This window comes from Evtepia sp., from assembly GCF_056797215.1.
In genome coordinates, this window is sequence record NZ_JBQILM010000013.1 from 1 (window position 1) to 13,189 (window position 13,189).

Here is a 13,189-nt window from a genome sequence, read left to right on the forward strand (position 1 = left end):
GGATTCGAGGGCTTATTATCAACAAATTTCGAGGGGACGAGGCCCTGCTCCGTCCCGGCCTTACCATGTTGGAGGAAAAGACTGGCCTGCCAGTGCTGGGTGTGGTGCCCTACCTCCCAGTGGATTTGGACGACGAGGATTCCCTTGCCCCCCGGCTGACCCGGCGGGAGGAAGAGACATCCCTGGATGTGGCGGTGATCCGGCTCCCCCATATCTCCAACTTTACAGACTTTGCCCCCTTAGAGGCCCATCCACTGATGGGGGTGCGTTATGTTCAGACCCTACGGGAGTTGGGCACGCCGGATTTGCTTATCTTGCCGGGGACAAAGAGCACCTTGGACGACCTCCTCTGGCTGCGGGAGCAGGGGTTGGAGGCCAGTGTTTTGGCCTGTGCTGCCGGCGGAATACCGGTGTTGGGTGTGTGTGGCGGGTATCAGATGCTGGGGAACTCCTTATCCGACCCGGAAGGGACGGAGGGCGTGTCTGGAAGAAGCTTGGAAGGTCTGGGCTTGCTGCCTGTGGATACCGTATTTACCGCCCAAAAGACCCGCACCAGGGTGCGGGCCACCGTCCAGGCGCTGCCTTTGGCAGGGGCGGAGTTAGAGGCCTATGAGATCCACACGGGGAAGTCTATCGTGGGGGGAGAGGCCTTTGCCCGATTCCCCGATGGCCGGCCAGAGGGCTGCGCCAGGGGCAATGTATTTGGAACGTATCTTCATGGATTGTTCGATTCCGGGGCCTTGACAGAGTATGTGGCACAGATGCTGTGCCGTCGCAAGGGCGTGGAGATGGAGAAAAAACCGGCGGTATCCCATTGGGCCTATCAGCAGGAACAGTTCGATAAGCTGGCAGAGGGCGTACGGGCCAGTTTGGATCTGGCGGCGGTCTATGACATGATGGGGCTGACCGGAGAAAAGAGGAGAGAGAACGCTTGCAAGATAGAACGATAAAGCATACCCTTCCAGGAGATATTGAGCGCAGCAGTATGGCAATCATCTGCCAGGAGTTGGAGCAGCGTGGAATTGTGTTGCCGGAGGAGAATGCTGCCGTGGTGCGGCGGGTAATCCATACCACGGCGGATTTTGACTATGTGGAACATTTGCGGTTTACGCCCGATGCCGTTGCCCTGGGGGCAGCGGCCCTGGGGGACGGGACCCCTATTGTCACCGACACCAATATGGCTCTGGCTGGGGTGAGTAAGGCGGCGCTGGAACGTCTGGGGGGCAAGGCCTATTGTTTTATGGCAGACCCGGAGGTGGCCCAGGCTGCCCGAAATGAGGGGACGACCCGGGCTGTTGTGTCCATGAAAAAAGCGGCGCAAGCTGTGCCCAACGGGGTTTTTGCCATCGGCAATGCCCCCACAGCCCTGCTCAGCCTCTGCCAGGAGATGGAACAGGGGTACCGCCCGGCGCTGGTGATTGCCGTGCCTGTGGGCTTTGTAAACGTGGTGGAGAGCAAGGAACGCCTGTGGGACTGTTGCCATCGCTGCCAGGTCCCCGCTATTGTGGCCATGGGCCGCAAGGGGGGGAGCAATGTGGCCGCCGCGATCTGTAACGCATTGCTGTACACGGCTGCCGGGACACTGGACCCCGCAGACCGGGGGTGGCAGGGATAAATTGCAGCAGGGAGTAACAATTTGTCATGGGTTGCTGCCCTTTTGGTCAATATATCAAAAAACTCCCTTTTCAGATTAGTGTTGCTGAAGACCACTTCGTCAAACCACTCGTCAAAATATCCAAAACGGGCAGCCACCCATTACTGAATGGCCGCCCAATAAACTGGAATTCTTACATTTTCTTCTTTTGTATAAATATAAAAAGTGCAATCAAAACCACATTGACAATTAGAACAATAATGCTTCCTTCAATTTTGCAAATTCCGCCGGACAAAATATCGTTTCCAGTAAAAATCGTAACAAACAGATTTGGATAGTCATCAGCAAGTGACACACCACCTATAACTAATGCACCAATTCCATTCCATAAAAAGTGCATAATAATTGGTGCTATAATAGAGCCACTATATTCAAGGACTGCTGTCATAAGCAAGCTCATAGTAAGTACATTTAAAACAGGAATAACACCCGCTTCAAATGCCCCTCCGTGCAATGCTGTAAAAAGTATTGTTGTCACAATCGTAGCCACAATTATATTGTGCTTTTGTTTAAGCATTTGGTACAAGTAACCACGTACAAGAAGTTCCTGCATAATTGTATTTAGAAATACTGCCAGCAACCAAATAGGAAATAGGTTAATTAAGTTAGTTCCGCCAAAATGGATAATTTTTGCTACATACATTACCAAAACAGGAACAGCTAACCATACACTCCCTGTAATTACTCCCAATACTATTCCCTTTACTGGATTATCGAATAAATGTAACTCTACGTTTTTCTTTTCAGCAAGCCAAAAGATGAGAGTAAACACTGCTATTGCCAATAGAGGTGTAATTTCTGCCCATAACCTCCATATAGCTTGTTCCTTTGAATCTGATAACGGCAAGATAGAAACCAATATTGCCCATCCCAGAAAAAAGCCTATGGATTTTATAATTGTAATTCCGATTTTTTTCAAAATAAATTCCTCCTAACTTTCGATTTGTCGAGCCGATTATAGCACAGGACTCCTACTGTTTCAATGTGCTTTTGTGGAAACCGCCGAAGTTATATCCCAGCAACACTTTTCTGAAAAGGGACTAAAAAATTCCCCCTTTTCAGGAGGGAAAAAATCATGTATAATAAAGCATTCATGCAATGATACAAGCTCAAATTAGGATACAAAAGAGAGGGGGCCGGGAAGGTATGAACATCCAGTGGTACCCCGGTCACATGACCAAGACCCGGCGGATGATCGCGGAAAATTTGAAATTTGTGGACGTGGTGGCTGAGGTGATTGACGCCCGTATCCCCATTGCCAGCCGGAATCCAGACATCGACGAGCTGGTAGGGGAGAAGCCCAGGGTTGTGATCCTCAACCGGGCCGACCAGGCGGACCCCGCTGCCAGCAAGGCCTGGGGGGCCTATTACCGGGCCCGGGGGATATCTGTGTTGGAGTGCGATGCCCGAAGCGGCACAGGGGTGAAGCGGTTCTCCCCGGTGATGCAGGAGGCTTTGAAGGAACAGATTGCCCGCTGGCGGGAGAAAGGCCAGGTGGGGCGTCCTGTCCGGGCTATGGTAGTGGGCATCCCCAATGTGGGGAAATCCACCTTTATCAATAAAGTTGCCAAGCGCAAGTCTGCCAAGGCCTCTGACCGCCCTGGGGTCACCCGGGGGAAGCAGTGGATCACCGTGGACCAGAGTTTGGAGCTGTTGGACACCCCTGGCATCCTCTGGCCCAAGTTTGAGGACGAGACCATCGGCCTCCATTTGGCATTCACTGGGGCGGTGCGGGATGCCATCATGGACGTGGAAACCTTGTCCTGCCATCTCATTGAACTGTTGGCCAAGCGCAAGCCGGAGGCTCTCACCGCCCGTTTCAAGATTCAGCCCCAAGAGGGCAAGACCGGCTGGGAATTGTTGGAGGAAGGGGCCCGGAAGCGTGGCTTTTTGATCTCCGGCGGCGAGGTGGATTTGGAGCGTATGGCCAACATCCTCCTGGACGAGTTCCGGGGGGGCAAGCTGGGACGTATTACCTTAGAGCTGCCAGAGGACTTGGAGGAGAGCCATGGAGGCGACTGAATTCTGGGTCATAGAGGAGGACTGCTTCGCCCAGGGCCGCACCCTGGTGTGCGGTGTGGACGAGGCCGGTGTGGGCCCTCTGGCGGGGCCGGTGTGCGCCGGGGCGGTGATCCTTCCCAGGGGTTGGACTGCTCCCTACTTAAACGATTCCAAAAAGGTCACGGAAAAACGCCGGGAAGCGTTGTATGAGCAGATCACCCAGGCGGCGGTGGCCTGGTGTGTGGGCTGGGCAGATGAGCGGGAGATTGACCAGGTGAACATCCTGAACGCCCGGATGCTGGCCATGGAACGGGCCATCCAGGGCTTATCTGTAACACCCGACTTTGCCCTCATCGACGGGAATTGGAGCCAGGGAATTACCCTGCCCAACCAGACCATTGTGAAGGGGGACGGGAAGAGCGCTTCCATTTCGGCGGCCTCTATCCTGGCTAAGGTCTCCCGGGACCGTTTCATGTGTACCATGGCGGAGGAGTATCCCCAATACAGCTTTGAGCGTCACAAGGGCTACCCCACAAAACTGCACTATGCCCTGCTGCGGGAGTTTGGGCCCTGCCCCATCCACCGCCGCAGCTTTTTGAAAAAGCTGTGAGGGGCGGCGACTGCACGGCCCTGGGCCTATGGGGTGAGGAACAGGCGGCCCACTTTTTGGAACGGGCGGGCTACCGCATCCTAGACCGCCGCTTCCGCTGCCGGGAAGGGGAGCTGGATTTGGTGGCCAGCCAGGGGTGCTACCTCTGCTTTGTGGAGGTAAAGCTGCGGAAAAATGACCGCATGGCCCAGGCAAGGGAGTTTGTCACCTGGTCTAAACAGAAAAAACTTCGCACTGCGGCGTTGCATTATTTGGCGGGACATCCCTCCAAGCTCCAACCCCGCTTCGATGTGGTGGAGGTCTATGCCCCCCAGGGGGAGCAGACACGGGAGCCGGTGATCCGCCATTGGCCCAATGCGTTTTGATACATGCAGGATGTTCGCATCTTACGATATTGTTTTGATTTTCAGAAAGGCACGTGATACCCAATGAACTATGTAAGCACAAGAGATAAGACCGTCTCCCTCAGCGCTAGCCAGGCCATTGCCCAAGGGTTGGCCTGGGATGGCGGCCTGCTGACCCCCGAAGTGCTGCCCAAGCTCACCCCGGAGTTTTTCCAGGACCTGGTGGGGAAGTCCTATGGCCAGCGGGCGGTGGCGGTGATGAAGCTCTTCTTGGAGGATTTCTCCGAAGAAGAATTGACCCGCTACACCCAGGCAGGGTACTCTGCGGAGAAGTTTGACGACAGCCGCATTGCCCCCCTCCACAGCATCAACGAGGACACCTACTGCCTGGAACTGTGGCACGGCCCCACCTCCGCGTTTAAGGATATGGCATTGCAGCTTCTGCCCCACTTGCTCTCTGCCTCTCTGGTGAAGAACCAGGAGGAAAAGACGGTGTGCATCCTGGTGGCCACCTCTGGGGATACCGGCAAGGCCGCTTTGGAGGGCTTCAAAGATGTAAAAGGGACGAAAATCCTGGTGTTTTACCCCAAGGACGGGGTGTCCGCTGTCCAAGCACTGCAAATGCAGACCCAGCAGGGGGACAACGTGGGGGTATGCGCCGTCCGGGGCAACTTCGACGATGCCCAGACCGGAGTGAAGGTCCTTTTCTCCGACGAAAAGCTCCGGGAGGATTTGGCCCAGCGGGGGTATTTCTTCTCCTCTGCCAACTCCATCAACTGGGGCCGCATCCTGCCCCAGCTTGTGTATTATATCTCTGCCTACTGTGACCTGCTGGGCCAGGGGAAGGTTCAGATGGGGGAGCGGGTGAATTACTGCGTGCCCACCGGGAACTTTGGCAACATCCTGGCCTGCTGGTATGCCAAGGAAATGGGCCTGCCTGTGGGTAAGCTCATCTGTGCCTCCAACAGCAACAATGTCCTCACGGACTTTATCAACAGCGGCACCTACAATAAGAACCGCCCCTTCCACACCACCATGTCCCCCTCCATGGACATCCTGGTTTCCAGCAACCTAGAACGCTTGCTCTTCGCCCTCTCCGGCCAGGACGACAAAGCTGTGGCGGACTATATGGCGCAGTTGAAGGAGAAGGGGAGCTATACCGTTCCCGCTCCCGTGATGGAGAAGCTTCGGGCGGACTTTACCGCCGGCTTCTGCGACGAGGAAGAGACCAGCGCCACCATCGCCAAGGTTTGGGCGGAGCAAAACTATCTCATTGATCCCCACACCGCTGTGGCCTACGCGGTGATGGAGCGCTACCGTCAGGAGAGCGGGGATAAGAACAAGACCGTGTTCGTCTCCACCGCCAGCCCCTTCAAGTTCTGCGACAATGTGCTCAAGAGCTTGGGGGAGAAGGAGGTCCGAGAGGGCCTGGATGCCCTGGATCAGTTGGCCCAGCGTTCCGGCCGTCCTGCGCCGGTGCCCCTGGCTTCCCTGCGGGACAGGGCTGTTCGCTTCCAGGAAACTGTGGACAAGGAAGCCATGATGGACGTGGTCCTGGACATGCTGCGCTGAGGGTGGGGGATCACTGTGGCATTGTACGCGATAGGGGACACCCACCTGTCCTTGGGGGCAGACAAACCCATGGATGTGTTCGGCGGCGCTTGGGCGGGCTATCAGGAAAAGCTGACCCAGGGGCTGTCGGCGCTCCGGCCCGAGGACACCCTGGTGATTGCCGGGGACGTGTCCTGGGGAATGAGCCTAGAGGAGTCGGAGGCAGATTTCGCCTTTCTGGATGCGTTTCCAGGGACAAAGCTGCTCCTCAAAGGCAACCACGATTACTGGTGGAACACCGCCGCAAAAATGGAGCGTTTTTTTGCGGAGAAGGGCTTTTCCAGCCTGCGTATCCTCCACAACAACTGCCATTATTACGGGGACGTGGCCCTGTGTGGCACCCGTGGCTGGTTTTATGAGGAGGAAAAAGCAGGGCAGAACCAGAAGGTGTTCAACCGGGAACTCATCCGTTTGGAGGCGTCCCTGAAAGCGGCGGGGGAGGCGGAAAAGCTGTGCTTCCTCCACTATCCACCCTTCTACACCGGCTACCGTTGTGAGCCCATCCTAGCGCTTTTGGAGAGATACCAGGTCAAGGCCTGCTATTACGGCCACCTCCACGGGGCCAGCCACCGCCTGGCGCTCCAAGGGAAACAGGGGAGTGTGGAATACCATATGATTTCGGCAGATTATTTGAAATTCACCCCGGAAAAAGTCCTGGAATGATGAAAAAAAGGTCTAGCAATTCCAGACGTAATCTGCTATGATAACCTATATATACTGCATCACAGCGCCCGTTCCCAGCCTGCAGGGCGGAAGGTGCGCTTCACAGGAGGAAAAAGGACATGAATGTCAAGAGCGTTGTAGAGAACAAAGAAAAATATGAGGTCGAATTGACCGTGGAAGTCGGCCAGGCGGAATTTGAAGCTGGTCTGGATCAGGCTTACCGCAAGAGCCGTGGTAGCATCAGTGTCCCCGGTTTCCGTAAGGGCAAAGCCCCCCGGAAGGTGATCGAGGGCATGTACGGCGCCAGCGTGTTTTATGAGGATGCCATTGAGGCAATCTATCCCCAGGCCTGCCAGGACGCCATCAAGGAGAACAATCTGGACTCCGTCGCCCCTCCCCAGGTAGAGATTTTGGACCTGGGCAAGGAAGGCTTCAGCTTTAAGGCAATCATTACTGTCCGTCCCGTGATCACCCTGAAGCAGTATAAGGGGCTGGAAGCTGACAAGGTTCTGCCCACCGTCACCGACGAGGCAGTGGACGCAGAGCTCCAGCAGTACATCGACCGTGCCACCCAGTTGGAGGCCGTGGAACGCGCTGCACAGATGGGCGATACCGCGGTGATCGACTATGCCGGATATAAAGACGGTGCCCTCTTCGACGGCGGCAGCGCCCAGGGCTATGAACTGCTCCTGGGTTCCCACAGCTTCATCCCCGGCTTTGAGGAGCAGGTGGTGGGCATGTCCGCCGGTGAGGAGAAGGATATCGACCTGACCTTCCCGGAGGAGTACCACGCTGAGGAATTGGCTGGCAAGCCCGTGACCTTCAAGGTCAAGTGTGTGGAGGTCAAGGAGAAGAAGCTCCCCGAGATCGACGACGAGTTTGCCAAGGATGTCTCCGAGTTCGACACCCTGGCTGAGTTTAAGGAAGACCTGAAGCAGAAGGTCGTTGAGCGCAACATGAACAACAGCGAGGCCAAGTTCCGCCAGAGCCTGCTGGCAATGCTGTGCGACCAGGTCGACATTGAGCTGCCCAAGGCCATGGTGGATGCCCAGACAGACCGCTTCCTGGAGAGCTATGCTGCCCGGCTGGAGCAGCAGGGCATCACCTTGGAGATGTACATGCAGTACATGCAGATGTCCATTGACCAGATCCGCGACGACCTGCGCTCCTCTGCTGTCACCCAGATCAAGCAGCAGCTGGCCCTGGATGCCGTGGTGGCTGCTGAGAATATCGTCATCTCTGACGAGGATGTGGACGAAGAGGTCAAGAAGGCCGCTGCCAACCTGAACGTGCCCTATGAGCGGGTGGCGGAAGGTCTGGACCGCGACGGCTTGAAAGCCGACCTGGCCCGTGACCGCGCCATGGCCCTGGTGGCCACTGAGGCGAAGCCCCACATGGTGGAGGCTGCCGTGGGCGACGGCGAGATCGAGGTCACTGAGGTGACCAAGGACGACGCAAAGGACGAGCCCAAGGCAGAGAAGGCCCCCGAAGCGGAGGGCGAAGAGGCGGAAGAGAAGAAGCCCGCGAAGAAGACCACCCGCAAGAAGGCTGCCCCCAAGGATGCTGAGGCAAAGGAGGGGGAAGAAGCCCCCAAGAAGACCACCCGGACCAGAAAGCCCAAGGCAGAGAAAGCTGAGGGGGAAGAGGCCCCCAAGAAGACCACCAGAAAAAAGAAAACAGAAAAGCCGGAGGAATAATTTTCCTTTAGACAGGGTACTCTTTGTTCTAAACGGAAAAAGGAGATCATCAGCATGAGTTTAGTACCTTACGTAGTAGAACAAACCAACCGGGGAGAGCGGTCCTATGACATTTTCTCCCGCCTGCTCAACGACCGGATCATCTTCCTCTCGGAAGAGGTGAACGATACCACAGCCAGCCTTGTGGTTGCCCAGCTGTTGTATCTGGAATCCCAGAATCCAGACCAGGATATCCAGTTCTACATCAACAGCCCCGGCGGCTCCGTCACGGCGGGCATGGCAATTTATGATACCATGCAGTACGTCAAGTGCGATGTGTCCACCATCTGCATCGGTATGGCCGCCAGTATGGGTGCATTCCTGCTCTCTTCTGGGACCAAGGGCAAGCGCATGGCGCTGCCCAATGCGGAGATCATGATCCACCAGCCCTCCGCTGGAACCCAGGGTCAGGTTACCGACATGGCCATCCACATGAAACGCTTGGAGAGCATCAAAAAGCGTATGAACCAGATTCTTGCCGACAACACCGGCAAGCCGCTGGAAGTCGTCGCCGCCGACTGTGAGCGGGACAACTTTATGACCGCAGACGAGGCCATGGCCTACGGCATCATTGACAAAGTGCTGGATAAGCGCTAAGAAGCAAGAAAAAGGGGGGCATTTGTCCCCCTTTTTCTATGTTATAAGAGTTGACAGAAAAAACTGTATGATGTAAAATCTACTGAAAACTGTGAACAATAGAGTTCGGATTCCTTGTGATGGACATTGGAAGAAAGAGGTGAAGCAAATGAACAAAGATGAAAAGCGGGCCATTCGCTGCTCGTTCTGCGGCAAGCATCAGGATCAGGTGTCCAAGGTCATCGCAGGCCCTGGCGCATACATCTGTAACGAGTGCGTCCACCTGTGTATGGATATCTTGGATGAGATGCCCGAACCGGAGGACCAGCTCTCTACGGATATGCCGGAGATCATCCCCAACCCCAAAGAGATCAAGGCTTACCTGGATGAGTATGTGGTGGGGCAGGAGCTGGCGAAGGTAGCCCTTTCTGTGGCTGTGTACAACCACTATAAACGCATCTACTTTGGCGGTGGCGACGATGTGGAGCTGCAAAAGAGTAACATCCTGCTCATCGGCCCCACTGGCAGCGGGAAGACCCTGCTGGCCCAGTCCCTGGCCAAAATTCTCCGGGTGCCCTTTGCCATTGCCGACGCTACCACCCTCACTGAGGCGGGGTATGTGGGCGACGATGTGGAGAATATCCTCCTGCGTTTGGTGCAGGCTGCCGACTATGACGTGGAGCAGGCAGAACGGGGCATTATTTACATTGACGAGATGGATAAAATCGCCCGAAAGAGTGAAAATACCTCTATTACCCGGGATGTATCCGGGGAAGGGGTCCAGCAGGCCCTGCTGAAGATTTTAGAGGGCACTGTGGCCAACGTCCCGCCCCAGGGAGGCAGAAAGCACCCCCACCAGGAGTTCATTCAGGTGAACACCAAGAATATCCTCTTCATTTGCGGCGGCGCGTTCGACGGCGTGGAGAAGATCATCGAGAAGCGGGTGAACCAGAAGGGCATCGGCTTCGGTGCGGAGATTTTGGGGAAGGAAGAGCTGGAAAAGCGCAATATGCTGGAGCAGATCCAACCCCACGACTTATTGAAATTCGGCATTATCCCGGAGCTGGTGGGCCGTCTGCCCGTCATTACCTCCCTGTCTCCCTTGAGCCGGGAGGATCTGGTGCGTATCCTCACCGAGCCCAAGAATGCCCTGGTGAAGCAGTATCAAAAGCTCTTGGAATACGATATGGTGGACCTGGTGTTCCAGCCAGGGGCGTTGGAGGCTGTGGCCGACAAGTCCATGGAGCGGGGCATCGGAGCCCGTGGCCTGCGGGCTGTGTTGGAGGGTGTCATGAACCAGATCATGTTTGATATCCCCTCCGACGACTCCATCGTAGAGGTGGACATCACCGCTGAGAGCGTAAAAGAGGGGGCTGCCCCCGGCCTGGTTCGGGACCCGGAGCGTCCGCCCCGGCCCCGCCTGGGTGCTGCGGCCCTGCGGGCCCAGAACGGTGGTCTGGCCCGTCGGGACGGCACAGCCTGAGACAAGACCCAGGGCGGAGGGGAAACTCTCCGCCCTTTCTACAATCGCCCGGCATATAAGGCCGGGGAAAGGAAGTGAAACACCTTGCCAGAGGAAGAGAAGAAGCTATATCCCATTCCGGTCCTGCCGCTGCGGGGCCTGACGGTGTATCCCAAGATGATGGTCCACTTCGACATAGCCCGAGAGTCCTCCGTCCAGTCTGTGGAGGAGGCCATGGCCTCCAACCAGCCGATTTTCCTGGTGGCCCAGCGGGACATCCGGGTGGAGGCGCCAGACGTTAACCAGCTCTTTCCCATCGGGACGGTGTCCATCGTGCGGCAGATTCTGCGCTTGCCAGGGAAGTCCATCCGCATCATGGCGGAGGGGCAGTTCCGGGCCCGGCTCCACAGCCTTACCCAGACAGAACCCTACCTGATGGGAGAGGTGGAGCAGGTGGAATTTCCCGCCAGCTATGAGGGCCACAGCAATTCCCTGCGGGCAGAGGCGGCCATCCGCCAGGCCTATGAGCTCTTTGACCGCTACACGGACCTGAACCCCAAGGCGTCCTCTGCGGATGTGCTTATGAACATCCTATCCAGTGAGGACCCCGGCTATATCGCCGACTTCATTGCCCAGAATGTGGCCATGCGGGTGCTGGATAAGCAGTCGATCCTGGACGAGATCCGTCCTGTCCAGCGGCTAAACAAGCTCAATCGTTTGCTCCGCCGGGAAGTAGAAATTTTGGAGATGGAGCACAACATCCAGCGCCAGGTTCAGGAGAATATGTCCCAGAATCAGAAGGACGCTTTCCTGCGGGAGCAGGTCCGGGTGATCCAGGAGGAGCTGGGGGAGGACGGGGACAATGAGATCCTTGCCTACCGCCGGCAGATCGCCGATGCCCACCTCCCGGAGGAGGTGGAGGAAAAGCTGCTGAAAGAGGTCATACACCTGGAAAAACAGCCCTTTACCTCAGCGGAGGCTTCGGTGCTGCGCAACTACCTGGACGTGTGCCTAGAGCTTCCTTGGAACAAGAAGTCCAAGGAGCGGGTGAACGTCAATTCTGCCCGTAAAATCTTGGATGCGGATCACTTTGGCTTGGAGAAGGTCAAGGAACGTATCCTGGAATTCGTGGCGGTGAAGCAGCTGGCCCCAGAGCTGAAGGGGCAGATCATCTGCTTGGTGGGCCCCCCTGGTGTGGGTAAGACCTCCATCGGTAAGTCTATGGCCCGTGCCCTGAACCGCAAGCTGGCCCGGATTTCCCTGGGTGGTATCCATGACGAGGCAGATATTCGCGGCCACCGCAAGACCTATGTGGGGGCCATGCCCGGCCGGATCATGAATGCTGTGCGCCAGGCAGGGACCAGCAATCCCCTGCTGCTCCTGGACGAGATTGACAAAATGGGCAGTGATATGCGTGGGGACCCTGCGGCGGCCCTTCTGGAAGTGCTGGACGCGGAGCAAAACAGCAGCTTCCGGGATCACTTCATTGAGCTGCCCTTTGACCTGTCTGATGTCATGTTTATCACCACAGCCAATACCACCTCCACCATCCCCAAACCCCTGCTGGACCGGATGGAGGTCATTGAACTGCCCAGCTATACCGATGAAGAAAAGCTACAGATTGCCAAGACGCATCTGTTGCCCAAACAGCTCAAGCGCCACGGCCTGAAAAAGACTCAACTGCGCCTCACGGACGACGCCATTCGGGAGACCATCGTGTCGTACACCAGGGAGTCTGGTGTCCGTGTCTTGGAGCGGGAATTGGGTTCCCTGTGCCGCAAAGCGGCTATGGTGATTGTTTCCGGGGAGAGCAAACAGGTGAAGGTCACCGGCGACACGGTAGAGGACTATCTGGGTCCCCGGAAGTACCACCCGGAGAAGCAGGGAACCGAGAACCAGGTGGGTCTGGTGAACGGCCTGGCCTGGACCTCCGTAGGGGGAACCCTCTTGGAGGCTGAGGTCAATGTGGCCCCAGGCAGCGGCAAGGTGGAGCTCACCGGCAACCTGGGCAACGTGATGAAGGAGTCTGCCCGGGCAGCGTTCACCTATATCCGCAGCCGGGCGGTACAGTTGGGCATTGCCGCAGACTTTTACAAAGAGCAGGATGTCCACATCCACTTCCCAGAGGGGGCCGTGCCCAAGGATGGTCCTTCCGCCGGCATCACAATCTGCACCGCTATGGTCTCCGCCTTGGCGAATATCCCCGTCCGCAGTGACGTGGCGATGACCGGGGAGGTCACCCTTCGAGGCCGGGTGCTGCCCATTGGCGGCCTGCGGGAAAAGTCTATGGCGGCTCTGCGCAACGGCATCCATACGGTGATTATCCCCAAGGAGAATGAGAAGGACTTGGAGGAGATTGACCAGACTGTCCGGGGTGCCCTTCAGTTCATCCCAGTGGATCATGTGGACCAGGTGTTGGCCAACGCCTTGGAGCACCCCCCGCTGGCCCAGGCACAGGGGATGGGGGAGAGCCTGACCACCCTGCCTGAGAGCCCGGAGACCCACACCCCCCGCCCCCAGGCATGAGAGGAG

General features: G+C 56.8%; 12 protein-coding genes. 11 read left to right on the forward strand and 1 reads right to left on the reverse strand.

Annotated features, from left to right (window positions below; translation table 11 throughout):
* A partial coding sequence (locus ACTOZL_RS04280; protein ID WP_482476849.1) for a cobyric acid synthase occupies window positions 1-950 on the forward strand: 950 nt, incomplete at its 5' end.
* Window positions 932-1,615: a precorrin-8X methylmutase gene (locus ACTOZL_RS04285; RefSeq protein ID WP_482476850.1), complete on the forward strand. Its 684-nt coding sequence runs from the start codon at window positions 932-934 to the stop codon at window positions 1,613-1,615. The genes ACTOZL_RS04280 and ACTOZL_RS04285, both read left to right, overlap by 19 nt.
* A 172-nt stretch (window positions 1,616-1,787) precedes the next feature.
* Here ACTOZL_RS04285 and ACTOZL_RS04290 read toward each other — a convergent pair whose 3' ends face one another.
* Window positions 1,788-2,573: a CPBP family intramembrane glutamic endopeptidase gene (locus tag ACTOZL_RS04290; protein WP_482476851.1), complete on the reverse strand. Its 786-nt coding sequence runs from the start codon at window positions 2,571-2,573 to the stop codon at window positions 1,788-1,790.
* 227 nt (window positions 2,574-2,800) lie between these two features.
* On the opposite strand from ACTOZL_RS04290, the gene ylqF reads away from it, so the two are divergent.
* The 9 genes from ylqF (at window position 2,801) to lon (ending at window position 13,183) form a co-directional block, all read left to right on the forward strand.
* Window positions 2,801-3,676, forward strand: coding sequence for a ribosome biogenesis GTPase YlqF (gene ylqF / locus ACTOZL_RS04295; protein ID WP_482476852.1), 876 nt, complete (start codon window positions 2,801-2,803; stop codon window positions 3,674-3,676).
* A complete protein-coding gene (rnhB, locus tag ACTOZL_RS04300) occupies window positions 3,663-4,265 on the forward strand; it encodes a ribonuclease HII (protein ID WP_482476853.1) in 603 nt (200 codons plus the stop codon). Before ylqF ends, rnhB begins: the two co-directional genes overlap by 14 nt.
* Window positions 4,262-4,630 carry a YraN family protein gene (locus ACTOZL_RS04305; protein ID WP_482476854.1) on the forward strand — a complete coding sequence of 123 codons (369 nt, stop codon included), beginning with the start codon at window positions 4,262-4,264 and terminating at the stop codon, window positions 4,628-4,630. Before rnhB ends, ACTOZL_RS04305 begins: the two co-directional genes overlap by 4 nt.
* A gap of 63 nt (window positions 4,631-4,693) precedes the next feature.
* A complete protein-coding gene (gene thrC, locus ACTOZL_RS04310; protein WP_482476855.1) occupies window positions 4,694-6,181 on the forward strand; it encodes a threonine synthase in 1,488 nt (495 codons plus the stop codon).
* 15 nt (window positions 6,182-6,196) lie between these two features.
* Complete coding sequence (locus ACTOZL_RS04315) at window positions 6,197-6,883, forward strand: metallophosphoesterase (protein ID WP_482476856.1); 687 nt, start codon at window positions 6,197-6,199, stop codon at window positions 6,881-6,883.
* A gap of 119 nt (window positions 6,884-7,002) precedes the next feature.
* On the forward strand, window positions 7,003-8,580 hold the full coding sequence (gene tig, locus ACTOZL_RS04320; RefSeq protein WP_482476857.1) for a trigger factor: 1,578 nt from the start codon (window positions 7,003-7,005) through the stop codon (window positions 8,578-8,580).
* A gap of 54 nt (window positions 8,581-8,634) precedes the next feature.
* Window positions 8,635-9,216: an ATP-dependent Clp endopeptidase proteolytic subunit ClpP gene (gene clpP, locus ACTOZL_RS04325; RefSeq protein WP_482476858.1), complete on the forward strand. Its 582-nt coding sequence runs from the start codon at window positions 8,635-8,637 to the stop codon at window positions 9,214-9,216.
* A 148-nt stretch (window positions 9,217-9,364) separates the two neighbouring features.
* A complete protein-coding gene (gene clpX, locus ACTOZL_RS04330; RefSeq protein WP_482476859.1) occupies window positions 9,365-10,678 on the forward strand; it encodes an ATP-dependent Clp protease ATP-binding subunit ClpX in 1,314 nt (437 codons plus the stop codon).
* An 84-nt stretch (window positions 10,679-10,762) separates the two neighbouring features.
* Entirely contained in the window at window positions 10,763-13,183 is a 2,421-nt protein-coding gene (gene lon, locus ACTOZL_RS04335) for an endopeptidase La (RefSeq protein WP_482476860.1), read from the forward strand.
* Window positions 13,184-13,189 lie beyond the last annotated feature (6 nt).